Here is a 24975-nt window from a genome sequence, read left to right on the forward strand (position 1 = left end):
GGGGTGCGCACCGTGTTTTTCCGGCGTCGTCCTAGGCTCACACCGTGCGCGCCATGGTGTACGAGAAATTCCGCGAGCGGCCCATGGTTCGCGGGGTGCCCAGCCCGTCCTGCCCACCGGCGGGGGCGATCATCCGGGTCCAGGCCACGGGCCTGTGCCGCAGCGACTGGCACGCGTGGATGGGTCACGACGACGACGTCACCGTCCCGCACGTGCCCGGGCACGAGCTGGCCGGCACGCTCGCCGAGGTCGGCCCGGAGGTCACCGGCTGGCGCATCGGCGACCGTGTCACCACGCCGTTCGTGTGCGCCTGCGGCAGCTGCGAGCGCTGCCGGGCCGGCGACCACCAGGTGTGCGACCGGCAGACCCAGCCGGGCTTCACGCACTGGGGCTCGTTCGCCGAGCTGGTCGCGATCGAGCACGCCGAGGTCAACCTCGTCCGGGTACCCGACGGCGTCGACATCGCCACCGCGGCGAGCCTGGGCTGCCGGTTCGCCACCGCGTACCGGGCGGTCGTGGCGCAGGGCCGGGTCCACGACGGCGCCTGGGTCGCTGTGCACGGCTGCGGTGGTCTCGGCCTGTCCGCGGTCATGATCGCCGCGGCGCGAGGTGCGCAGGTGGTCGCCGTCGATGTCACGGGCCCGGCGCTGGAGCTGGCCCGCCGGGCCGGCGCCACCGTCGTCGTCGACGGGTCCGCCGAGCCCGACGTCGCCGCCGCGGTCCGCGATGCCACCGGCGGCGGAGCGCACGTGTCCATCGATGCCCTGGGCTGCACCACCACGTTCCAGAACTCCCTACGCGGGCTGCGCAAGCGCGGCCGGCACGTGCAGGCCGGGCTGCTGCTGGCCGAGCACGCCACCCAGGCCGTGGCCATGGGCCCGGTCGTGGCGAACGAGTTGGAGATCCTCGGCAGCCACGGCATGGCAGCACACGACTACCCGCCGATGCTCGCGGAGATCGCGGCCGGGACGCTGCGGCCGGAGCTGCTCATCGGCCGCGAGCTGACGCTGGAGGACGGCGTGGACGCACTGCTGGCCATGTCGCACGGCTCACCCGCGGGCGTCACGATCCTGCGCCCGTAGCCTGCCGCCTGCCGCCTGCCGCCTGCCGCCTGCCGCCTGCCGCGAAATGATCACGTGGACCATGGGTGCTCCCGCTCCACCAGGAATGCTTGCCTGCCGGAGCGGGAGAACGCCTGGTGGTGTCCGCGAACCCCTTACCGTGACCGATCCGAGGTGATATGACTGATGGCATGACTCTGCGACGAGGCCCCGTCATGGCTGTGCTGGTGTCCCTGGCCGCGGTTCTGACCGGCAGCACGGCGGCGGCCACCATGTCGCCCGTGTCTCCGACGGCGGAACCCGAACAGGTACCGGTGGCGATGCCGGAACCCACCATCGCCCAGGGTCTCGGGTTCGACACCTGCACGGCGCCCTCGGTCGCCGCCCTGCAGGCCTGGTGGGGCACCTCGCCGTACGAGACGGTGAACATCTACTTCGGCGGGCTCAACCGGGGCTGCCGGCAGCCCAACCTCACCCCGGAATGGGTTCAGTCGGTCACCGGCATCGGCTGGGGCCTCCTGCCCACCTACATGGGTCACCAGCCCAGCTGCATGCTCGGCAACAAGCCGCACCGCTTCACCGAGGCCAACGCCAGCTCCATCGGAACGTCCGACGCCGAGGACGCTGTCGCGCAGGCGCAGGCCCTCGGGCTACTCTCGGGCAGCGCCCTCTACGCCGACGTCGAGCACTACGACCGCACCGACTCCTCGTGCGTCAACGCGGTGCGCAACTACGTGTCCGCGTGGGTGCGCACGCTGCACGCGGCCGAGTACCGCGCCGGTGTCTACGTACACCAGAACTCGGGGCTGATCGACCTCTCCGCCGTCTACGACTCACCCGACCACGCCCGCCCGGACGCCGTCTGGATGGCCCGTTGGGATGGCAACCCAGCGCTGACGGGCTGGCCCACCGCACCGGACAGCCAGTGGTCGAATCATCAGCGGGCCAAGCAGTACCTGGGCGACCACGACGAGACGTGGGGCGGCGTCACCATCAACATCGACAGCGACTCCCTGGACGCGCCCATCGCCACGGTTGCAGGTCGGTAACGTCTGCGAATCCGCACGTCAACCGCCCGTTCCCCGGAGCACACTCAAGGAGGTAGGGACGGGGGGTCGGCCATGAGACGCTGGACGCGCAGCTTCACCCGGGCGGCCGGCGTCGTCATCGGATCGGCGACGCTCGTGGTCGCCGCACTCACGGCGCCGGCCAGCGGCTACCCGGCCACCCCTGGCATCTACCCGCCGGGGTCGTCGGCCACCATGACCACCGGGCGCGGCTTCGACACCTGCACGGCACCGTCGCTGGCGGCGCTGCGGGCCTGGCTGGCGTCGCCGTTCCGCACCGTCAACATCTACTTCGGTGGCGTGAACCGCGGCTGCGCGCAGCCGAACCTCACCGCGGCGTGGGTCCGGGACGCCACCTCGATGGGCTGGCGCCTGCTGCCCACGTATTTCGGCCGGCAGCCGTTCTGTATGGTCGGCAACAAACCACATCGCTACACCGCAGCCGACGCCGGCTCGTTCGGCACCTCCGACGGCCAGGACGCGGTGGCCCGGGCTCGCGCTTTGGGGCTGCTGCCGGGCAGCGCCCTGTATGCCGACGTCGAACACTACGACCGCTCCAACACGTCCTGCGTACTGGCGGTGCGGCGGTACGTGTCGGCGTGGACGCTGGCCGTGCATGCCGCGGGCTATCTGGCCGGCGTGTACGTGCACCAAGACTCGGGTCTGGTCGACCTCGCCGCCACGTACAACTCGGCGAGCTATGCCCGGCCGGATGCGGTGTGGATGGCTCGCTGGGACGGCAACCCCGCGTTGACCGGCTGGCCCACTGCGTCGAACAGCGCGTGGGCCGGACACCAGCGGGCCAAGCAGTACCTGGGCGACCACAACGAGACGTGGGGCGGCGTCACCATCAACATCGACAGCGACTCCCTGGACGCGCCGGTCGCCACCGTCGCCCGCGGGTTCCGGGTGACCAGCACGGTCGGGCTGGCCACCCGCAGCGGACCGTCGGCGACGTACCCGCAGGTGGGCCGGCGCGACCCGGGCAGCACGCTGGCGGTCGTCTGCCAAGGGCTCGGTCAGCGGGTCGGCACCACGTCGGTGTGGGACCGATTGTCCGACGGCTCCTGGGTCACCGACCTCTACGTCTCCACCCCGTCGAAGACGACGTTCTCGGGCGGGCTGCCGCGTTGCACATACCCGGGCCAGGTGACGAGCGCGACAGCGCTGACCGCGCGCACTGGACCGGGCACGTCGTACCCGGCCACCGGCGCCGCCTTGCCGCCCGGCGCGCTGGCGTGGGTGATGTGCCAGGCACTCGGCTCGCCGGTCGGCACCAGCCGGGTGTGGAACCGGCTGCACGACGGGCGCTGGGTCAGCGACTACTACGTGTCGAACCGTTCGGCGTCCACATGGAGCACACCGGTCCCACGGTGTCCCTGACCGGCGACGACGCCGAAAACCCGTTGCCGGCCCACCGGTGGTGCCGTAGCGTCCTGGAGCCATGGCGGCCCTGCGCGAGATCGTGATCGACTGCCGGCACGCACCGAGCCTGGCCCGATTCTGGGCGGCGGCGCTCGACGACTATGACGTCCTGCCCTACGACGACGCCGAGATCGCCCGGCTCGCGGCGCTCGGCCTCACCCCGGAGACCGACCCGACGGTGGCCGTCGGCGGTTCCGGCCCGACGCTGTTCTTCCAGCAGGTACCCGAGCCGAAAACCACCAAGAACCGCATCCACCTCGACATCGAGGCGGTCGACCGCGACACGGAGGTCCGGCGGCTGGAGGCGCTCGGCGCGACGGTCCACCGCCGGTTGGAGCGGTGGACCGTCATGCTCGACCCCGAGGGCAACGAGTTCTGCGTCGCTTCTCCCGACTGAACCGAGCCCAGCTCAGTCCACAGCGACGGCTGCGGCCGCTGCCCTCCCCCGGACGGCGCGCCAGCCCGGCAGCAAGGATGCCGCCAGCGTGAGCACCAGCGCGGCACCGACCACCCCCAGGTAGATCAGCGGCGAGCCCGACGGCGTCAGGGAATCGGTCCGGGCCAGGCTGAACGGCACCAGCGTCGCGAGGGACGCCACCGTCCCCAGCACGACCCCCACACTCGCGACCAGCAGCCCTTCCAGGCTCACCATCCGCAGTACTTGGGCGCGGGTGGCTCCGGTGAGCCGCTGTAGGCCGAACTCGCGACGGCGTGCCCCTGTGCTGGACGACAGCGTGTTGATCACGGAGATGGCCGCGTACGCGCCGATCATGGCCAGGATCGTGTAGTTGGCGAAGGCCTGCGTCTGCTGCTGCTCGCCGTGTGCCTCGAACAGCGCGTCCCAGTCGTCGACCGTGAGGCCCGGCTCGGCCGCGGCCAGCTCGGTCAAGGCGCCGACGACGGCGTCCGGGTCACCTCCGGCGGCCACCAGCACTTCGTGGACCGCGCCGTCCGTCGTGTGCGGCGCCAGCACGTCGGCCGGGAGCAGCAGGCTGTCGTAGTCGTCGGCGGCGTCGAACGTGGCGGCGACAGCGACGTCCAGGGCGCTGCCGTCGCCGAGCCGCAGCGTCATCGTGTCGCCGATGCCGACACCCAAGCCGGCCGCGTGGTCGGCAGCCAGCGCCACGGCCTCGCCGCGCAGGTCGCTCAGGTCGCCGTCGACGGTGGCGACGGCGGTGGTGGCGGCCGCGCCCGCAGGCGTCACGCCTCGAAGGGTCCAGCCTTCTTCACTCTGCGAGCTGTCGCGCGGGCTCTCGACGAACCCGGTGCTGCGAACGTGCGCCGAGGCGCCGGCGACTCCTGGGAGGGCGGTGATCCGCTCCACCAGGTCAGGGTCGGCCGGGTCCGCCGAGGTGACGACGGCGTCGGCGACCAAGCCGTCGGCGAAGGCCTCGCGGGTCGCGGCGTTCTCGGTCGACTGCTGGTACAGCATGCCGGTCGCGATCCCGGTGAGCAGGACGACCGGGGTGACGACGGCGGCCGTCCGGCCGACGCGAGCCCGGGTGTTCAGCACCGCCAGGTGACCGGCCGTTCCGGTGACCGCTCGCAGCGGCCACTGCAGCACCGCCGTGACGGCTCGCGTCAGCATAGGGCTGAGCAGCGCCAGCCCGATGGCCCACAGCAGGACGGCGGGGCCGGCGGTGCTCGCCGTCAACGGCCCGCTCATCACCGTGATCGTGACCACGCCGAGCGCGGTGCCGCCTGCGAGCGCCAACAGCGCGAAGAACACGCGCCACCGGCTCATACGCGCGCGATCCAGGCTGACCTCGGCCAGCGCCTCGGCCGGCCGGACGGTGCCCGCGCGCCGACCGGCCACCAGAGCCGCGCTGACTGCGGCGAGGGTGGCCGCACCAACGGCCGTCACCAACGGGATCCATCCCTGCCGGAACTCCACGCGCCCGGAAACCACTCCGGCGTCGGCCATGCGGTCGAACAGGAACTCGCCGAGCCAGCTGCCGGGCACCACGGCCAGCGCGGTGGCGATCAGCGACAGCACCAGCGTCTCGCCCACCACCATCCGGCGCAGCTGGACCGGCGTCGCGCCGACCGCGCGCAGCAGCGCCAGCTCGCGGCCGCGCTGCTGTATCGAAAGCGCCATCATCGAGGCGACGCCGAACATCGAGACGACGATCGCGAACCCACCGAACGCACCCGCCAGAGCGATCAGGTCCTCACTGCTGGCGCTGGCCTCGGGGAGCTCCGCGACGCCGCGGTCGTCGCCGGCGAGCGTCGTCGTCGCGGTGCCGTCCAGGACGTGACTGACCCGGTCGTCGAGAGACTGGGCGTCGACGCCCGGTTCGGTCGTGACCGCGATGACGTCGACGGTGCCGGCCGGGGCCGGGTCGTCCAGGACGAGCCCTTCGGCGTTGCGCACCCCGTCGACGGCCGCGACCGAGCCGACCAGGTCAGCGTCGACCCGGACCCGCTCGGTCAGCACCGCCGACTCCTCCGACCCGGGAATGTCGTACCGCTGGTCACCGGCGACGACGACGTCGGCACCGGCCAGTTCCTGAGGTGGCACCGCGGTGCGGATGCCGGTCTCCATCAGGCCACCGCAAGCCATCACGATGGCGGCGCCGAGGAACATCGCGACGAACGCCGCGGTGAAGGTGCCGGCGCGGTGCCGCAGGGTGTGGGCGGCCAGCCGAATCATCGAGCCACCGCCTGGAATGTCGGGTGCACCGGAACTCCCTCGTCGGTCGCGCGGGATGCGCGAGATCGAAACCGACGCTACGGAGCCAGGGCGGCCGGTCCCATGGCGCTGACCGGCGAGTGCGCGGTGGGGACAGCCCCAGGGGTCAGGCGTTGCGGGCGTCCCATTCCGGCCGGAGAATGCTCATGAGCAGGGCGTCGTAGCGCTGGCCGTCCCACACCAGCGCGTCCCGCAGCCGCCCCTCGAGCACGAAGCCGCACTTCTCGTACGCCCGCTGACCACGCTCGTTGAGCGAATACACCTCGAGCCCGACCCGGTGCACGCGGACCTCCTCGAACAGGTACCGCAGGATCAGCCCGATAGCCTCGGGGCCGAGGCCGCGGCCCTGGTACTTCGCGACCAGGTCGATCCGGAACCCCGCGGACTCGTTGTCCGCGTCGGTCTCGTTGACGCTCAGTCCGCCCGCGTACTCGCCCGTCTCGACGTCCTCGATGGCGAAGTCGAGCCGGTCGTCCTGGTCGGCCCGGGTGGCGCAGAAGCGCTCGATCTGTTCGAGCGTGAAGGTCTGGTGCGTGCCGGTGAGCCGGTTGGACTCGGGGTCCTGCAGGGACGCGAAGACGGCAGCGGCGTGCCTGGGCTCCAGTGGGACGAGTCGGATGCGGTCTGCGGTGAGAGTCGGCGTGGTGGCGAGCGCAGCGGCGTTGATCACGCGAACTGTCTACCCGGGCCCGGATCGTGCCGGCAACGGGTTTACCGGGTTGCCCGGCCACCCCCAGGATTCCTTCCGCGCCACAAGGCAAGCATTCGTGGTGGAGCGTGAGGACCCATGCCGGACGTGATCATTTCGAGGGTGGACGACGGGGTGAGGCGCGCAGGTGGGCGTGAGACAATGACGCGCGGTTCCACGCACGGCGAAGGCCCCTCGGAGTAAGGGTCCGAGGGGCCTTCTCAGACGACCGGAACCATCCATGCCGGCTGCCCGGCCGGATGTTCACCGCGCCCGATGTCACGGCTAGGGCGACGAAGCACACGATCAGCTCGCGGCTTCAGGGCTCTTCCGGTCTGCCGCACGGCTCCGTCAGTCACCCCGCGCATCGGACGCGGTCACCGGGTGGTCCCGGCGCGGTGAGCTGCCGTTCTCCGGACGGCCCGTCCTCGGCTCTCTCGACGCCTTCGACCAGGTCACCCTGGTTTCGAGCTTCGAATCGCCGGGGACGATGGAGCATTTCTAGTCCTCACCGGCAACCCGCACAAGAGGATCCGGGGAAGAAAATCCGGGTCCGGCGGAACCCACAGGACTGTCCACAGCCCGGCAGGCGTGGACGCTGCTGTTACGCACACCCCTGTGCACAGAATCTGTGGACAACCGTGCGCCGAGGACCGGCTCAGCGCCGGTTCAGCACCCGGGTCACCGCGGCCACGACGGTGGTGGCGAGCACCGCACCGGCGAAGACGAGCCCGTAGGCCACGATCAGATCGGGCCCGCGCGGGTCCCAGGCGGCGTCCTGGCCGAGACTCAGCAGCGGGATCAGCAGGTCCAGTGCGTAACCGAACGGGTTGAACGTGGGGTGGACGTTCACCTCGACCGGGTCGAGTTCCTTGTTCCAGAAGTACCCGGTGCCGAAGAGCAGGAGCCCGGCGAACCACACCGCCGCCAGGCCGGGACGGTAGCCGTACCCGACGGTGGAGTCCTGGAGATATCCCCAGGCCTTCATGAGCCACTGCCCCAACGACGCCGAGCCCAGCAGGTCGCGCCGGTGCCGCAACCGGGCCAGCATCACCGAGCGCGCCGCGGCGTCGTCGCCGGCGCGCCGGTAGTGCGCCGCGAGCTGTTCGTACACCTGGTGCTGGTAGCCGGTCGGGTCGCGGCGCAGCCACGCCAGCGCGGTCTCGACGTCGGCGTCGCCGGGGTCGTCGAACGTCAGGCCGGACAGCATCACCATGGTGGTGTCGGTGGGGTCCATGACCAGCGTGCGGATCTCCGAGTCGCGCAGGTCGACGGCGATCTCACCGGCGGGCAGTTCCACCGTGCCGGCCTGCATCTCGGACAGGTCCACGACGGCCGGCCGGCCCGGGTTGGCCGTGCCGACGATGCTCAGCCCGTTCATCATCACCCGCCGGGCGACGACGGATTCGTGCAGGGTCACCAGCGGCTTCACCTCGTCGGCCGCGCCGTCGCCGGGGTGCTCGACGGCACCCGGCCGCAGCGTGACCCCCTCCCACGAGATCTCGCCGAGGTGGGCGCGGTCCAGGCGGACGTCGCCGACGATGTCGAGCGCACCGCCGTCGTCGCCGGACCCGAACTCCACCGACCCGGCAACCCGCAGGTTGAGCGCGTACACGGCTGTCCGGCCGGGGTTCGTGAAGCGGTTGGCGCCGCGCACGACCAGCCGGCCCGTGAGCACGGCCTCGGCGAGAGAGAACTGCCCGTCCAGGGTGAGGTCGCGACATTCGACGTTGCCCTCGACCCGCAGCCCGGCCGCGGCGATGACCTGGTCGACCGGCGCCCGGCCGTCCACCCGGCTGCCGACCGTGCCGTGCAACGACGTCATGACGACGCCGAACCCGACCTCGGCCCGGCGCAGGGACAACCCGCCGGTGAGTTCGGCCTCGCGGACGACGAACAGGCCGCCGACCGTCACCTGAGCGGCGTCGACGGCGATGCGCCCCGGATGGCGGTAGGTGCCGGCGTCGACGAGCAGGTCACCGCCGATCCGTGAGCGGGCCACGATGACGGCACCGTCGACGTCGAGCCGGGTCAGCCGGACCACGCCGCACGTGATGTCGGGGACCAGCAGCGCCGTCGGGCCGGGCGAGTCGATGCGCGCGTCGCGCATGCTCAGCCCGGCGGCGAACGTGGAACCGGTCAGCCGCAGCGCGCCGTGGAAGACGCCGCCGTCGACCAGGAACTCGTCGGACATGGTCTGGATCGCGCTGAACACGATCGGCCCGTCGGTGGATCCGACCCCGTGCCCGGCCAGCACCGCGTCGTTCAGGACGAACCGGCGGCGCACGTGCGCCTGGTCGAACGAGACCGCGCCCTCGATGCGGGCGCTCTCAATCGAGACCTTGCCGCCGACCTGGACGCCGGTGGCGTCGAGCACGCGGTGGTCGGGGCGGCGCAGCAGGGCACCGTCGAAGACGAGGTCGCCGCCGACCTTGCCGTCGCGCAGGACGATGCCGCCGTCGGACCAGAAGCCGCCGAGGTCGGACGAGTAGGGGTCGTTGCCGACGATGAAGTCGCCGCGCACCTCGATGCGCGGCGCGATGAGCGCGTTGCCGTCCGGGTTGTACACCTGGGCGCCGGTCAGCACGACGCTGTCGGCCACCGCCGCGGTGAGCCGGACAGCGCCGTCGCAGACCAGGCCTCGCGCCGTGAACCGGCCATCGACCCGCAGCCCGATGGCGTCGATGCCCATGCCGGAGGATTCGATGTAAGCGCCACGCAGCAGGACGTCGCTGCGAATCCGCGCCTGGAACAACCGCACCTGGCCCTGCACCCGGGAACCGTCCAGGTTCAGGCTCTTGCCGAGGTCGGCGTGGGCGAGGTCGATGTCGCCGCGGCAGTGGAACCGACGGCCGAACACCACCCGCTCCCCGACCACGGCACGGGAGGCGGCCAGCGCACGATGGCCGCCGTCGAGGCTGGCACCGGCCAGGAAGACGCCGGCGGCGACCCGCACGCCCTTGATGTTCAGCCCGCCCCGCGCGGTCAGCCGTTCCAGGTTGAGGTCGCGCCGCACCGTCGCGGACTGCAGGCTCAGCGCCCACGAGTCACCCGGATTCGTCACCCGGGCGCCGACCAGCCGGACCGACGTGGCCTCCAACTCGTCGAGCACCACCCGGCCGACCAGCCGGGCGCGGTCGGCGACCAGCGAGCCCACCGTCGTGCCGATTGCCACCATGGCGTACCCGCCGGGGTTGCTGATCTCCACCCCGCGCAGGGCCAGGGTGTCGCGGATCACGCCGCGCGGTACGAGGAGCCGGCCCAGGATGCGGGTGCCGTCCTCGACCTCGATGCGGTCCGCTTCGATGTCACCGGCGCGCAGCGCATCGCCGCCGGGGTTGGCAAGGACGGCGGCGTCGAACGTGACACTCCCGGCGATGGTGGCGTGCCCGAGGTCGATGGCGCCGCTGCACCGCAGGCCGCGGCCCTGGATCCCGCCGGCGACCAGACGGCGGGCGTCGAGCGCCACGCCGTCGCGGTGCCGCAGGACCGCGTCGGTGAGGTCCACCCGGCCGGCGACGGACGCCCCGGACAACACCACCGGCCCACGGGTCCGGGCACCTACCAGGCCGAGCCCGCCGTCGACCATCAGCCGCTCTGCGTCGAGAGCGACCCCGCCCTGGGCGAACAGCCGGGCGCGGTTGAGCAGGAGGTCGCCGCCGACCCGGAGGTTGCGCGCGTGGAACAGCGTCGACGGCCCGACGAACCGGGTGTCCTCGAACGATGCCGAGCGGTGTACCCGGGTGTCCACCAGAGTGGCCGAGTCGACCAGGCACTCGCGTACCGACACCGTGCTCTGCACGTCCACGGACTCGGTGCGCAGGTCGCGCACCCGGCAGCGGACCAGTTCGACGCCCGCGGCGGTGAGCTCGGCGAGCACGACGACGTCGTCGATCCAGCACAGGTCCAGCCGTAGCGGCCGCTCCAGCCGGCCGTACCGCAGGCGCAACCCGCCGGTGATGCGGGCCCCGGTCAGCCGCACGGCGGCGCCGGGCACCCCGGTGGTGTCGCGCAGCAACTCGTCGATGACCTTGGCGCGGACCGTGCGGCCGGTGTCCCAGGCGTCCGGTGAGACGACGGCTCGCGGGTCGATGTCGCGGCCGAGGTCGGCTTCACCACCGTTGGCGACGGCTGAGCGCAGGGCCGACTCCGCCCGACTCAGCTTGTCACGCACACTGCCTCCTGGCACCGCCGGTCACGCCGCGGTGATCAATGTAACCCGCTCGCGCAATAGGCACGGATCAGGATGGACCGTGTCGAAGTGAACTCGGCCCGGGCGCGTGTCGTCACCGGGTTTCACGTGGCCCCGATCCGGCACTGGCCCACAGGGTGTGGATCAGTTGTGGAAAGTCGCATGAACCATGACAAACACCCGGCGGCGGTGGTCAACCGCCGGCCGCCGCCCCAAGCCTTCTCGGTGGCGTTCTCCAGGGGTGAGCGGGCGACAGGTCCACCGCCGTCGCCGCAGGCGGCCAGCGAGGCGATTGTGCCCAGCAGGCCGAGGCCGGCCGGGCGCTCCGGGTCAGAGCTCCGTGGAAGGCTGGTCGGACGCCTGCAGGGTCAGCGTGCCGCCTTCGGCATTGGTGATGGTGAGAACGTCGCCGGAGATCTCGGCGGTGACCTCGCCGCGCAGGACGCTGAGCATGGCGTTGTCGATCTCGCCCAGCTCGCCGGAGCAGCCGCGGCGGGTGGAGATCAGCGGCTGGAAGGTGATGCTGGCGTCGCCCACCTCGGCCGCACCACTGAAGCCGTTGCAGCCCGTGGAGCCGGTGACGTCGCCGTTCTCGCCGATCTCGAACCAGGCCTCGGACTCGCTCGGCGCCTGCAACGAGGCCTCCGCCGTCTCGAGCTGGTCGAGCACCCACCGGCTGCTGACGATCGAAACAGCCGGCTCGGACGAGCCGCCGGAGCCGGAGCCGTCCTCGGGTACCGCCGTGGTGCCGTCGTCGCTGTCATTGCCACCGCACGCAGCGATCAGGGCGATGCTCGCCACGGCGGCCAGGGTTCCTAGTCGTCGCATGTCTATGGGACGGAGCCGGGACGCCCTCAGTTCCATGCCGCGGCCAACTGATCGACGAGTCGGGCCAACCGGGGTTGCGCGAAGTTACTCACTAGTAGCATCATGGTGTTACTCGCTGGTAGCTATCGGCACGGCCGCACGGAGGAACGCATGGGCCACTACAAGTCCAACCTGCGCGACATCGAGTTCACCCTGTTCGACGTCCTCGGCAGCGGCGAGCAACTGGGCAGCGGCCGGTACCCGGATTTCGACATCGACACCGTCAGGAGCATCCTGGCCGAGGTCGACCGGCTCAGCCGCGACGACCTGGCCGCGTCCTATGTCGACTCCGACCGCAATCCCCCGGTCTACGACCCCGCCGCCCGCACGGTCACACTCCCCGAGTCGTTCAAGAAGAGCTTCGCCGCACTCATGGACTCCGAACTCTGGCGCTTCGCGCTGCCGGAGGGCCTGGGCGGAACCCCGCTGCCGCCGTCGGTGTTCTGGGGCGCCGCCGAGCTGATCCTCGGCGCCAACGCCGCGGCCTGGATGTACGCGTCCGGCCCGTCCTTCGCCAGCGTCATCTGGCGCAACGGCACGCCTGAGCAGCGGCGCATTGCCGAGATCATGATCGACCGGCAGTGGGCGGCCACCATGGTGCTCACCGAGCCCGACGCCGGCTCCGACGTCGGCGCCGGCACCACGAAGGCGTACCCGCAGGACGACGGCAGCTGGCACATCGAGGGCGTCAAGCGGTTCATCACCTCCGGTGAGCACGACATGAGCGAGAACATCATCCACCTGGTGCTGGCCCGGCCGGTCGGCGTTGAGGGCGCCGGCGGTCCCGGCAGCAAGGGCCTGTCGCTGTTCATCGTGCCGAAGTTCCGGTTCGACCCGCAGACCGGCCAGCTCGGCGAGCGCAACGGCGTCTACGCCACGAACGTCGAGAAGAAGATGGGCCTCAAGGTCTCGTCGACGTGTGAGCTCACCTTCGGCCGCGACGCGCTTCCCGGTCGGGGCCACGAAGCCGACGGCGAGCCGGCGGTCGGCTGGCTGCTCGGCGACGTGCACGACGGCATCGCGCAGATGTTCCAGGTCATCGAGTACGCGCGGATGATGGTCGGCACCAAGGCGATCGCCACCCTGTCGTCGGGCTATCTCAACGCGCTGGAGTACGCCAAGGAGCGCATCCAGGGGGCCGACCTCACCCGAGCGACGGACAAGACCGCATCACGGGTCACCATCACGCATCACCCGGACGTGCGCCGGTCGCTGATGACCCAGAAGGCCTACGCCGAGGGCATGCGGGCGCTGGTGCTCTACACAGCCACCATGCAGGACCGCGTCGCCGCCGCGGACGCCCGGGGCGAGACCGACGAGACCGCCGAGCGGGTCAACGACCTACTCCTGCCCATCGTGAAGGGCTACGGATCGGAACGGTCCTGGGTGCTGCTCGGCTCCGAGTCGCTGCAGACCTTCGGCGGCTCCGGGTTCCTACAGGACTACCCGCTCGAGCAGTACGTCCGCGACGCCAAGATCGACACCCTCTACGAAGGCACCACCGCGATCCAGGGCCAGGACCTGTTCTTCCGCAAGATCGTCCGCGACAACGGCCAGGCCATCGGCTGGCTGTCGCAGCAGATTCAGCAGACCATCGACGACGAGCTGGGTGGCGGCCGGCTCAAGGTCGAGCGCGAACTACTGGCCCAGGCGCTGCAGGACGTGCAGGGGATGCTCGGCGCCCTGGTCGGCTTCCTCATGTCGTCCGACCCCAGCGCCGAGGGCGGCGACGTACGCAACATCTACAAGGTCGGCCAGAACACCACTCGGCTGCTCCTGGCCGCCGGCGACCTCGTCGTGTCGTGGCTGCTGGTCCGGCAGGCGGCGGTCGCATTGAGCCGGCTCGACGACGATCCGGCCGCGAAGGACCACGCGTTCTACGAGGGCAAGGTGGGCGCCGCGCAGTTCTTCGCCCGCCAGGTGCTGCCGCGGCTGACCGCCGAACGGGCCGTCGCCGAGGCGACCGACAACGCACTCATGGACCTCGACGAAGCCGCGTTCTGACCCAATCCCCAGTCGGGCCCGCGCCGCGCCCGCCGCCCGCGTGCTCGCGCCCGCGCCCGCGCCGGCGTTGATCTTGGAGTTTCCGCAAAAACTATCGGACATTTCGGGCGGCAGTTCTGCGATTACTCCAAGATCAACGCGGGTGCGGGGTTTCGGCTGGTATCAGTCGCGGGTTGACCCCCGTCGCGCCACGGCAATATTCTGTTATGCAGATTCCAGTTTCCGCATAACGGAAGTCAGGAGCGACCATGACTGGCCTTCAGGTCACCGGGCCCATGCACGACCGTTTCGACGAGGTGCTGACGCCGCAGGCGCTCGACCTCATCGAGCGCCTGCACCGGGAGCTCAACCCCCGCCGGGTGGAGCTGCTGCGCCGACGGTCCGATCGCGCCGCCGCCATCGCGGCCGGCGCCGACCTCGACTTCCTCGCCGAAACGAAGCAGGTCCGCGACGACGACTCCTGGCGCGTCGCCCCGCCCGCACCGGGCCTGGAGGACCGCCGGGTCGAGATCACCGGCCCCACCGACCGCAAGATGACCATCAACGCGCTGAACTCCGGCGCCAAGGTGTGGCTGGCCGACCAAGAGGACGCCAACACCCCGCTGTGGGAGAACGTCGTCGGCGGGCAGCTCAACCTCAGCGACGCCATCGACGGCACCATCGAGTTCACCAGCCCCGAGGGCAAGCACTACGCCCTGCGTACCGACCAGCCGCTGGCCACCATCGTTGTCCGGCCCCGCGGGTGGCACCTGCCGGAGAAGCACATCACCGTCGACGGCGAGCCCACCTCAGGCAGCCTGGTCGACTTCGCGCTCTACCTCTCCACCAGCGGGCGCAAGCAGATCGAGCGCGGCCAGGGCCCGTACTTCTACCTGGCCAAGATGGAGAGCCACCTCGAGGCGCGGCTGTGGAACGACGCGTTCGTCCTCGCGCAGGACGCCCTGGGCATCCCGCGCGGCACCATCCGGGCCACCGTCCTGATCGAGACGTTCCCCGCCGCGTTCGAGATGGAGGAGATCCTCTACGAGCTGCGCGAGCACTCCGCGGGCCTGAACGCCGGCCGCTGGGACTACATGTTCAGCGTCATCAAGAACTACCGCACCCGCGGATCGAACTGGGTGCTGCCGGATCGCAACTCCGTCACCATGACGGTGCCGTTCATGCGCGCCTACACGGAGCTGTTGGTCCGCACCTGTCACAAGCGCGGCGCGCACGCCATCGGCGGCATGGCCGCGTTCATCCCGAGCCGCGACCCGGAGATCAACGAGGCGGCGTTCGCGAAGGTCCGCGACGACAAGACGCGCGAGGCAGGCGACGGCTTCGACGGCTCGTGGGTGGCGCACCCGGGCATGGTCGACGTCTGCCGCGAGGCCTTCACCGCCGTGCTCGGCGAGCGTCCGAACCAGCTCGAACGCACCCGCGACGACGTCCGCGTCATCGCCGCTGACCTGCGCGACGTCGCGTCCACCCCGGGCGAGGTCACCGAGGCGGGGCTGCGCAGCAACGTGTCCGTCGGCATCCAGTACCTGGCCGCCTGGCTGGGCGGCACCGGCGCCGTCGGCATCAACAACCTCATGGAGGACGCCGCCACCGCCGAGATCAGCCGCAGCCAGGTCTGGCAGTGGCTGCACGGGAACGTGAAGCTGGCCGACGGGCAGCAGGTCACCCGGGATCTGGTGCAGCGAGTCATCGACGAGGAGTGCGCCGCCATCGAGCAGGAGGTGGGCGCCGAGGCGTTCGCTGCCGGGCACTGGGCCGAAGCCAGGGCCACCTTCACCGAGCTGGCCCTGGCCGACGACTACATCGACTTCCTCACGCTCCCCGCCTACGAGCTCTTCCCGTGAGGTTGGGCGGCCTGCTTGACGGCTGCCGCCACGGCCGGAGCCACTTCGGGGTCGAACACCGACGGCACGATGTAGCTGGCGTTGACCTCGTCCGGGCCGACGGAGTCGGCGATCGCGCGGGCCGCCGCCAGCATCGCCCCGTCGGTGATCTCGTGGGCGCCGGCGTCGAGCATGCCGCGGAAGAAGCCGGGGAACGCCAGCACGTTGTTGATCTGGTTCGGGAAGTCCGACCGGCCCGTGGCGACGACGGCGGCGTGCTCGCGGGCGGCGATCGGGTCCACCTCCGGGTCCGGGTTCGCCAGGGCGAACACGATGGCGTCCGGCGCCATGGTGGCGATGTCGTCACCGGTGAGCAGGTTCGGCCCGGACACCCCGATGAACACGTCGGTGCCGGCCAGCACCTCCTTCAGCGAGCCGGTGACGCCGCGCGGGTTGGTGTTCTCGGCGATCCAGCGGCGGAACTCGTCACGGTCCTTGCCGTCGGGGCCCACGGCGCCGCGCCGGTCGCAGGCGACGATGTCGGTGACGCCCTGGGCGTGCAGCAGCCGGATGATCGCGTGCCCGGCCGCGCCGACGCCGCTGACCGCCACCTTGATGCCGTCCAGCGGCTTGCCGACCACGCGCAGTGCGTTGTACAGCGCGGCCAGTACCACGATGGCGGTGCCGTGCTGGTCGTCGTGGAACACCGGGATGTCCAGCAGCTCACGCAGCCGGGCCTCGATCTCGAAGCACCGCGGCGCCGCGATGTCCTCCAGGTTGATGCCGCCATAGACCGGCGCCAGCGCCTTGACGATCGAAACGATCTCATCGGTGTCCTGCGTGTCCAGGCAGACCGGCCACGCGTCCACGCCGGCGAACTGCTTGAACAGTGCAGCCTTGCCCTCCATGACCGGCAGCGCGGCGGCCGGGCCGATGTTGCCCAGGCCCAGCACGGCCGACCCGTCGGTCACGACGGCGACGGTGTTGCGCTTGATGGTGAGCCGGCGGGCGTCCTCCGGGTTCTCCGCGATGGCCAGGCACACCCGGGCCACGCCGGGTGTGTAGGCACGGGAGAGGTCGTCGCGGTGCTTGAGCGGGACCTTCGGGTTGACCTCGAGCTTCCCGCCGAGGTGCAGAAGGAACGTCCGGTCGCTGACCTTGCGCACGCTGACGCCGGGGACGTCCGCCAGCGCCTTGGTGATCGACTCGGCGTGGTCGGGGTCGACGGTGTCACAGGTGACGTCGACGACCATCCGGTCGGCGTGCGACTCCACCACGTCGAGCGCGGTGAGCGCACCACCGGCGGAACTGACGGCAGCGGCGAGGCCACTGGTAGCGGTCGACGACGACGGAGCGTCGACCCGGACGGTGATCGCATAGCCGGGGCTCGGGGCGGCCATCTCGGCCCTCCTATTTCTGTATCGTGGACGTTAGTATCTGTAATGTGGAAGCCGAACGGCCAGGGGACGACTCCCGCTCCGAGCAGAAGCCCCGCTCGGGCAGTGTGCAGTCCGTCGAGCGTGCCTTCGGCCTGCTGGAGACCATGGCCGACCACGGCGGGAGCCTGGGGTTGTCCCAGCTCGCCACGGCGTCGAACCTGCCGCTTCCGACGATCCACCGCATCGTCCGTACCCTCGTCGACCTCGGTTACCTGCGTCAGGAACCATCGCGACGATACGCCCTCGGCCCGCGCCTGATCAGGCTCGGCGAGAGCTCCTCCACCATGCTCAGCACGTGGGCGCGCCCGCAGCTCACCCACCTGGTCGACGAGCTCGGCGAGTCGGCCAACCTCGCGATGCTCGACGGCGACCAGATCGTATACGTCGCCCAGGTTCCCTCGCGCCACTCCATGCGAATGTTCACGGAGGTGGGCCGTCGCGTCGCCCCGCACTGCACCGCCGTCGGGAAAGCGGTACTGGCCACCCTGCCGAACCGCACCGTGCAGGAGATCCTGCAGCGCACCGGCATGGCTCGGCAGACCGAACACACCATCACCGACCCCGGCCAGCTGGCCCGGCAACTCGAGCTCACCGCGAAGCGCGGCTACGCCGTCGACGACGGCGAGCAGGAACTCGGCGTGCGCTGCGTCGCCGTCGCCGTCCCCGACGCGCCCGCGCGGCTGGGGCTGTCCATCTCCGGCCCCGCCACCCGCGTCACCGACGCCCTGGTCGACCGGGCGGTCCCGCTGCTGACCGACGCCGCCCGGGCGCTGTCGATCGAGCTGAACGGGCAGACGCAGCGGGAGTGACGCCGTCATCGTCGATCCGGCTCCAGCGGCAGGCCACGGATCGCCGCATCGACGAGCTGCACCGGATGCACCAGAGCGACCCCCGGCATGAGGAACCGGCGCACCTGGAGCAGGCAGCCGGCGTTCGCGGTGGCGACGACATCCGGCGCCGTCGACTCGATCGCCGCCGCCTTGCGGCGGCCCAGCTCCTCCGCCGTATCCGGCTGGACCAGGTTGTAGACGCCGGCCGATCCGCAGCAGATCGACGCCTCCGGGATGTCGGTGACCTCCACCCCGGGGATCGACCGGAGCAGGTCGCGTGGCTGCTGCCGGACGCCCTGCGCGTTACCCAGGTGACAGGCATCGTGGTAAGCGACCCTGGCGCGCAGTGGCTGCCGCGGTGCTCGTGGCGGCAGCTGCACCAGCACCTCCGTCACGTCGCGCACCGACGCGGCGAACCGGGCCGCCCGCTCGGCGTACGCCGGATCGTCACCCAGCAGTTCGCCGTACTCCTTCATCGCCGAACCGCAACCGGCTACGTTGACGACGACGGCGTCGACCTCGTGCCGCTCGAACGTGTCGATGAGCCGGCGGGCCCTGGTAGCCGCCTCCTCCTCACGGCCCGCATGCCAGCTCAGCGCGCCGCAACAGCCCTGATCCCGCGGCACGAGCACCTCGCAGCCCTCTGCCGCCAGCACCCGCGCCGTCGCCGCGTTCACCTCACCGAACAGCACCCGCTGAGCGCAACCCTCGAGCAGCGCAACCCGCATTCGCCGCTCACCCACGGCCGGCACCACCGCCGGCGTCCGGGCGAACAGCGACCGCAGCCGAACCGGCGGCAGCAGGTCCTCCGCCGCACGCAACGACGCCGGCAGCCGGCGTACGATGCCGAGCCGGTGTGCCAGCGCGCGCAGGCCGAGCCGCCGGTACAGCACGCCGAACCCAGCGGCCACCCGCATCCGCGCGGGATACGGGAACACCGCGAAGATCGCCCCCCTGAGCAGGCGCTCGGCGCGAGTGCGCGGCACATTGCGTTCGACCTGCGGCCGCACCGACTCGATCAGCAGGTCATAGCGCACCCCCGACGGGCACGCCGGCACACACGCCAGGCAGCCCAGGCACGAATCGATGTGCGCCGACATCGTCCGATCCAGCGGGATCTCGCCGCGCTCAGCCAGATCCATCAGGTAGATCCGCCCCCGGGGCGAGTCCATCTCCTCACCGTTCACGACGTAGGTCGGGCACGACGGAAGACAGAAGCCGCAGTGAACGCAGTCGTCCAGCAGCTCCCGACGCGGTGGCCGGTGCGCGTCGAAGGAGGTCCGCTCGTTCATGAGCGGAACCCGGTAGGTGGCGCCGGATGGCGCCGTCCCCGCCCGCGGGCTCGTTCCTCGCCCGATGCGACCGAACCCTGGACGGCGCCATCCGGCGCCACCCACCTCTCTCATAACCATGGCGCGAACCTCCCGGGGCACAGGCGATCGTCGGGGTCGAAGCGACGCTTCACCGCTCGGAGGAGAGAGACCGCCGGGGGCGGGTCGCCCCAGGGAGTGATCTCGTGCTCCAGATCTGGCGTCCAGCGGCACACGGTCGACGCGGGGTACGTCTGCCGGAGGGCGGTGACGACGGCGGCGTGTGCGGCGGCGGGTCCACCGCGGAGGCGGACGGTGTGGACGCCGGCGAACAGGGTGCTGGTCATGGCGGCTTCCACGGCGTACGTCGCGGCCAAGCGATGCAGGTCGGCCGCCAACGACGGGGTTCGGTCCGGCGCCGTGCCGAGGCGGAGCACCGTGTCGCCCTGCTCGCCGAGAACGATCCGGTCGACGCCGCGCCACTGCTCCGGCGTGCCTTCCGTCGCCGCCGGACCGGCCAGCTCACGCGCCCGGGCGAGGCGGTCAGCGACCCCGCGCGCCGTCCCGTCGAACCGGGCCAGCAGGGTTCCGTCACACCATTCGACGGCGGCCGGCTCCAGCGCCGTCGTGATCAGCTGGCCGCCGAGGTCGAACGCCGCGGCCGCGTCGCACGGGACCGCGAGCGTGGCCGTCGCAGCCGGCCGCGGGTGCACCCGCAACACCACCTCGGCCACAACCGCGAGAGTGCCGAGGGAGCCATGCAGCAACTTGCCCAGGTCGTAGCCGGCCACGTTCTTGATGACATGGCCGCCGGAGCGGGCGACGGTGCCGTCGGCCAGCACGAGGGTCATGCCGATGACACTGTCGCGGGACCCGCCGTACTGATGCCGCGACGGTCCGGCGTCGGCGGTCGCCACGATGCCGCCGATGGTGGCGCCGCGGGCCGGATCGAGCGCGACCCACTGGCGGTGCTCGGCCAGCACCTCCTGCAGTCGCGACAGCCGCATCCCGGCCTGCACGGCCACCGTCATGTCGGTCGGGTTGTAGCTGATCAGCTCGGACATCGCCGTGGTGTCGAGGACGGCATCGTGCTCGGGCCGGCCACCCCACTGCGAGGCGGTGCCGGCCCCGGAGACGGCAAGCAGCTGCCCCACGGCGGCGCTCTGGACCATCGCCTCACGCAACTCAGCCAGATCGGCTGGCCGATACGTCACCGCTTCGCCGCTCATCGTCCATGGTCGCGCTCCGGTCCTCGTTCCCTCCGCGGGCGGCTGCGCTCGTTCCTCGCTACGCCGACCACGGCGCTCACTCGTCGCTTCGCCGCTCATCGTCCCTGATCGCGCTCCGGTCCTCGTTCCCTCCGCGGGCGGCTGCGCTCGTTCCTCGCTACGCCGACCACGGCGCTCACTCGTCGCTTCGCCGCTCATAGCCGCTCGATCACGCCGGCGGCCTCCAGCGGATGCGGCCGATAGGGACCCGGACGCTCACCGCACAGCCGCGGAGTCGGGAACACCTTGCCGGGGTTGCACAGGCCGTCCGGGTCGAACGCGGCCCGCAGCCGCAGCATCGTCGCCAGATCGTCCTCGCCGAACATCCGCGGCATGGAGCAGGCCTTGTCTGTGCCGATGCCGTGCTCCCCGGACAGCGACCCGCCCAGCTCCACGCACAGCTCCGCGATCTCACTCGACAGCCGCTCGGCACGGTCGTGCTCGCCGTCGGCCTCGCAGTACAGGACCAGCGGATGCAGGTTGCCGTCGCCGGCGTGGAAGACGTTCGCGACCCGCAGCCCGGCGGTGTCGGCCATCGCGCCGATCCGGTCCAGTACCTCGGCCAGCCGGCCGCGCGGCACCACGCCGTCCTGGACGAAATAGTTCGAGCTGATGCGCCCGACGGCGGCGAACGCGGCCTTGCGTCCCTGCCAGATGAGCGCCCGCTCGGCCGGGTCGGCAGCCACCATGATCTTCGTGCTGCCTTGGGCCCGGCAGATCCGCTGCACATGGTCGAACTGCTCGGCGACGTCGTCCGGCGGCCCGTCCAGCTCGACGACGAGCGCGGCGGCGGTGTCGGCGGTGTACACGCTGTGGGTGGATGCGCCGACCGCCTGGATCGCGAGGTTGTCGAGCATCTCGATCGCGGCCGGGACGATGCCGGCGGCCACGATGGCCGTCACCGCGTCACCGGCGCCGGCCACCGTCGCGAAGTCGGCGACCATGGTCTCAACATGCGCCGGCTTGGCCAGCAACCGCACCGTGATCCGGGTGACGATGCCGAGCGTGCCCTCGGACCCGATGAACGCGCCCAGCAGGTCGAAGCCGGGCTGGTACTGCGCCGGGCCACCGAGCGTGGTGACCGTGCCATCGGCCAGCACCACCTCGGCCTCCAGCACGTGGTTGACGGTGAAGCCGTACTTCAGACAGTGCGCACCGCCGGAGTTCTCCGCCACGTTGCCGCCGATGGTGCACACCTGCTGGCTCGACGGGTTGGGCGCGTAGTACAGACCGTACGGCGCCGCCGCCCGGCTGATGTCGAGGTTGGTGACCCCCGGCTCGACGACCGCGCACAGGTTCACCGGGTCGACCTCGATGATGCGCCGTAACCGTTGCAGCGAGATGACGATGCCGTCGGCGACGGGGAGGGCACCACCGGACAGCCCGGTGCCGGCACCCCGCGCGACGAACGGGATGCCGTGTCCGGCGCACACCCGCACGGCCGCGGCGACCTCGGCCGTGGACCTGGGCAGCGCGACGGCGGCCGGCACCACCCGATACCCGGTGAGGCCGTCGCACTCGTACGTGCGCAGCCGCGCTGGGTCCGTGATGACGTTGTCCGGGCCGAGCGTGGCGAGCAGCTCGGCGAGCCAGCCGGTGTCGATGGCGTGGCTAGTCATTTCCGCATTCCGGAATACAAACCCTCACCATACGGATAGCCTAGGACCGGCTCATGCGACGGTCAACAGTCGCCCCGCACTGTTTCGGCAGCGGCGGAGTCACGCCGCCAAAAACCTATAGGATCACCATGCTGTTACCGGCTCATGTCGTCGCCGTAAAGCCGCAGCAGCCCGCCTTCTCCTGGGTATTCACTCGCGTCTGGTCGGCCGCGGCATCGGCCCGATCAGATAGGATTCCGGTGATCTCGCGGAGGGAGTGCATCGTGGCAACGGGCGCCGTCCCCGTCGGCATCGCCGGGCTCGCACCGCTGAACCGCGTGCAGCGCGCCGGCCGCACCGCCCCGCATGTGCGCGATCTCCTGGAGGAGGCCATCCTGCGAGGGGTGCTCCTGCCCGGCGCGCACCTCAATGCCGACGCTCTGGCCAAGCAGCTGGGCATCAGCCACATCCCGGTCCGCGAGGCGCTGCGCGCCCTCGGCGTCGACGGCTGGATCGAGTTCCGGCCGCACCAGGGCGCGTTCGTCCGCGGCCGTAGCGAGCAGGAACTGGCCGACCTGTTCGAGAGCCGGACCTTCCTGGAGTCCCAGGCCGCCGCCCTGGCCGCCGAGCGGCGCACCGGCGAACAACTGGCCATCCTCGACGACATCCTGGACCGGCAACGCCGCTCCACCGACCCGGTCGAGCTGGCCCGCATCAACGCCGAGTTCCACAGCGCGCTGGCCGACTGCTCGCAGAACAACCTCATCGCCGGTTTCGTCCGCACGCTCAGCATGCGGGCCCGCTTCTACTTCTCCACCGTCCGGCCCGAGCGACAGGTTTCGTCACGGGAACAGCACGAGGCGCTGGTCGACGCGGTCCGCCGGCGCGACTCCACGGCCGCCGGCCACCTGGCCCGTGAACACGTCACCGCCAGCCGCCGCGACGTGCGCAACGAACACCTGACGCCGTCCCCCTAACGTGCGAGACAAAAATGATCACGTCCGCCATGGGTGCACCCGCTTCACCAGGAATGCTTGCCTGGTGAAGGAGGAGTACCCCAACGTAACGTGATCATTTGAAGAGGGGACGGACGGCGTTGGGCACCGGCCGTCCCCCGGTGGATCAGTCGCGCCCGCGGCTGCGGTACGGGCGGCCGCCGTCACGACGGCGACCCTTGAAGCCCGAGCGGTCCCGGCCGCCGCCGGCGCCCCGGCCGCCGCCGGTCCGCGGCTGCTCGCGCTGCACCATGGCCGGCGCCTCGGACAGCGCATCGGGGGTGATCGGGCCGTCGACCAAGCGGGCGTCGACGTTCTTCGCCGTCACACCGGCCCGGCGGAACAGGTCACCCAGTCCGCGAGCCTGTCCCGGGGTGGCCACCGTGACGACCGCGCCGGACGCGCCGGCGCGCGCGGTGCGGCCGGAACGGTGCAGGTAGGACTTGGACTCACCGGCCGGGTCGAAGTGCACGACCATGCCGACGCCGTCGACGTGGATGCCGCGGGCGGCGACGTCGGTGGCGACGACCACCTTGGCGCGCCCGTTGCGGAACCGGTCGAGGTTGCGCTCGCGGACCCGCTGGGAGAGGTCGCCGTGAAGGTCGACCGCGGGGACGCCGGCGTGCTCGAGGTCCTCGGCCAGCCGGGTCGCCGCACCCTTGGTGCGGGTGAACACGATGCTGCGCGGGTTGGCGCGCAGCAGCTCGGTGGTGATGTCGAGCTTGTTGTGCGGGCCGACCACCAGCACGTGGTGGTCCATGGTGGTGACCGAACCCGCGTCGGGGTCGATCTCGTGCTTGGCCGGCTGGTTCAGGTGCCGCCGGACCAGCCGGTCGACGTCGCCGTCGAGCGTGGCCGAGAGCAGCAGCCGCTGCCCGCCGGTCGGGGTCTGGCTGAGCAGCTCGTCGACCACCGGGAAGAAGCCGAGGTCACACAGGTGGTCGGCCTCGTCGAGAGCGACGACCTCGACAGCGTCGAGTTTGCAGGAGCCCTTCTCGACCAGGTCGCCGAGCCGTCCCGGCGTGGCGACGACGACGTCGGCGCCGCGGTCGAGCCGGCGGATCTGGCGGTCGTACGGTGCGCCACCGTAGACGGTGACCATCCGCAGCCGCAGGGCCTCGGCCAGCGGCTCCAGCGCCTCGGTGACCTGGCCGGCCAGTTCGCGCGTCGGCACGATGATGAGTGCCCGCGGGTGGTTGGGCTGGCTGCGCTCGCCCTCGAGGCGGGCCAGGATGGGCAGCCCGAACGCGAGCGTCTTGCCCGATCCGGTGCGGGCCCGCCCCAGCACGTCGCGGCCGGCGATGGCGTCCGGCACGACCGCCGCCTGGACGGGGGTGGGCTCGACGATGCCGTCGACGCCGAGGATCTTGACGACGCGGTCGGGCACGCCGTACCCGGCGAAGACCGAGCCGGCCGGGTCGAACGCCTCGATGGCGGCGCGACGGGCCGGGTCGAACGCGCGGCGGTCGCGGTGCTGACCGCCGCCTCGGCGGTCGTTGCCGCGGAACGGACGGCGCCCGTACGGCCGGCCTCCGTCGCGGCCGGAGCGAGCGGCACCGCCGTCGCGGCTGTAGCCCTCGCGCCGGTTGGACCCACCGTCACGGCGGTAGCTGCGCTCGGCACGGTCCTGGGTACCAGCAGTCCCGCTGGCAGGGGTGTACGTCATGGTGCTCCGATTCTGTCGAGCGCGAGCGCACCCCAGTACTTCCGCACGGT

17 protein-coding genes are annotated in these 24975 nt (G+C 71.3%); 8 read left to right on the plus strand and 9 right to left on the minus strand.

Translation table 11 applies throughout. The features are described from left to right. Nucleotides 1-44 precede the first annotated feature (44 nt). The 4 genes from JIAGA_RS0125425 (at nt 45) to JIAGA_RS0125440 (ending at nt 3950) form a co-directional block, all read left to right on the plus strand. Nucleotides 45-1082, plus strand: coding sequence for an alcohol dehydrogenase catalytic domain-containing protein (locus JIAGA_RS0125425; RefSeq protein WP_026877830.1), 1038 nt, complete (start codon nt 45-47; stop codon nt 1080-1082). A gap of 170 nt (nt 1083-1252) precedes the next feature. Further along, nucleotides 1253-2110, plus strand: a complete 858-nt coding sequence (locus JIAGA_RS0125430; RefSeq protein WP_211239849.1) for a DUF1906 domain-containing protein — start codon at nt 1253-1255, stop codon at nt 2108-2110. Between the two features lie 72 nt (nt 2111-2182). Next, nucleotides 2183-3511, plus strand: a complete 1329-nt coding sequence (locus JIAGA_RS32385; RefSeq protein WP_084470114.1) for a glycoside hydrolase domain-containing protein — start codon at nt 2183-2185, stop codon at nt 3509-3511. Between the two features lie 61 nt (nt 3512-3572). Next, nucleotides 3573-3950, plus strand: coding sequence for a VOC family protein (locus JIAGA_RS0125440; RefSeq protein WP_026877832.1), 378 nt, complete (start codon nt 3573-3575; stop codon nt 3948-3950). 12 nt (nt 3951-3962) lie between these two features. Here the strand turns inward: JIAGA_RS0125440 and JIAGA_RS0125445 are convergent, their stop codons facing one another. The 4 genes from JIAGA_RS0125445 to JIAGA_RS32395 form a co-directional block, all read right to left on the minus strand. Then, on the minus strand, nt 3963-6206 hold the full coding sequence (locus JIAGA_RS0125445) for an FtsX-like permease family protein (RefSeq protein WP_026877833.1): 2244 nt from the start codon (nt 6204-6206) through the stop codon (nt 3963-3965). Nucleotides 6207-6351: 145 nt separating this feature from the next. Beyond that, nucleotides 6352-6915 carry a GNAT family N-acetyltransferase gene (locus tag JIAGA_RS0125450; RefSeq protein ID WP_026877834.1) on the minus strand — a complete coding sequence of 188 codons (564 nt, stop codon included), beginning with the start codon at nt 6913-6915 and terminating at the stop codon, nt 6352-6354. 676 nt (nt 6916-7591) lie between these two features. After that, complete coding sequence (locus JIAGA_RS32390) at nt 7592-11107, minus strand: hypothetical protein (RefSeq protein WP_035812967.1); 3516 nt, start codon at nt 11105-11107, stop codon at nt 7592-7594. A 348-nt stretch (nt 11108-11455) separates the two neighbouring features. Next, the gene (locus JIAGA_RS32395; RefSeq protein ID WP_051426509.1) at nt 11456-11926 is read right to left on the minus strand and encodes an META domain-containing protein; all 471 of its coding nucleotides are present in this window, start codon (nt 11924-11926) and stop codon (nt 11456-11458) included. A 177-nt stretch (nt 11927-12103) separates the two neighbouring features. On the opposite strand from JIAGA_RS32395, the gene JIAGA_RS0125465 reads away from it, so the two are divergent. Together JIAGA_RS0125465 and aceB are read left to right on the plus strand one after the other, a co-directional pair. Further along, nucleotides 12104-13996 carry an acyl-CoA dehydrogenase gene (locus JIAGA_RS0125465; protein WP_026877835.1) on the plus strand — a complete coding sequence of 631 codons (1893 nt, stop codon included), beginning with the start codon at nt 12104-12106 and terminating at the stop codon, nt 13994-13996. Between the two features lie 248 nt (nt 13997-14244). Beyond that, entirely contained in the window at nt 14245-15840 is a 1596-nt protein-coding gene (aceB, locus tag JIAGA_RS0125470) for a malate synthase A (protein WP_026877836.1), read from the plus strand. On the opposite strand, the gene JIAGA_RS0125475 is transcribed toward aceB, so the two are convergent. Further along, nucleotides 15822-17219 carry an NAD-dependent malic enzyme gene (locus JIAGA_RS0125475; RefSeq protein ID WP_026877837.1) on the minus strand — a complete coding sequence of 466 codons (1398 nt, stop codon included), beginning with the start codon at nt 17217-17219 and terminating at the stop codon, nt 15822-15824. The genes aceB and JIAGA_RS0125475 overlap by 19 nt on opposite strands. A gap of 44 nt (nt 17220-17263) precedes the next feature. Between JIAGA_RS0125475 and JIAGA_RS0125480 the strand changes: the two genes are divergently transcribed. After that, the gene (locus JIAGA_RS0125480; protein ID WP_026877838.1) at nt 17264-18067 is read left to right on the plus strand and encodes an IclR family transcriptional regulator; all 804 of its coding nucleotides are present in this window, start codon (nt 17264-17266) and stop codon (nt 18065-18067) included. Between the two features lie 5 nt (nt 18068-18072). On the opposite strand, the gene JIAGA_RS32400 is transcribed toward JIAGA_RS0125480, so the two are convergent. From JIAGA_RS32400 to JIAGA_RS0125495, 3 genes are all read right to left on the minus strand, one after another. Next, on the minus strand, nt 18073-19380 hold the full coding sequence (locus tag JIAGA_RS32400; protein ID WP_035812969.1) for a (Fe-S)-binding protein: 1308 nt from the start codon (nt 19378-19380) through the stop codon (nt 18073-18075). Between the two features lie 110 nt (nt 19381-19490). Continuing rightward, a complete protein-coding gene (locus JIAGA_RS0125490) occupies nt 19491-20612 on the minus strand; it encodes an FAD-binding oxidoreductase (protein WP_211239850.1) in 1122 nt (373 codons plus the stop codon). A 209-nt stretch (nt 20613-20821) separates the two neighbouring features. After that, the gene (locus JIAGA_RS0125495) at nt 20822-22285 is read right to left on the minus strand and encodes an FAD-binding oxidoreductase (RefSeq protein ID WP_051426510.1); all 1464 of its coding nucleotides are present in this window, start codon (nt 22283-22285) and stop codon (nt 20822-20824) included. 263 nt (nt 22286-22548) lie between these two features. On the opposite strand from JIAGA_RS0125495, the gene JIAGA_RS0125500 reads away from it, so the two are divergent. Then, complete coding sequence (locus tag JIAGA_RS0125500) at nt 22549-23241, plus strand: GntR family transcriptional regulator (RefSeq protein WP_169738937.1); 693 nt, start codon at nt 22549-22551, stop codon at nt 23239-23241. 145 nt (nt 23242-23386) lie between these two features. Here JIAGA_RS0125500 and JIAGA_RS32405 read toward each other — a convergent pair whose 3' ends face one another. Then, on the minus strand, nt 23387-24925 hold the full coding sequence (locus JIAGA_RS32405) for a DEAD/DEAH box helicase (RefSeq protein ID WP_084470120.1): 1539 nt from the start codon (nt 24923-24925) through the stop codon (nt 23387-23389). Nucleotides 24926-24975: the final 50 nt, after the last annotated feature.

The organism is Jiangella gansuensis DSM 44835, from assembly GCF_000515395.1.
Taxonomy (GTDB): Bacteria; Actinomycetota; Actinomycetes; order Jiangellales; family Jiangellaceae; genus Jiangella; species Jiangella gansuensis.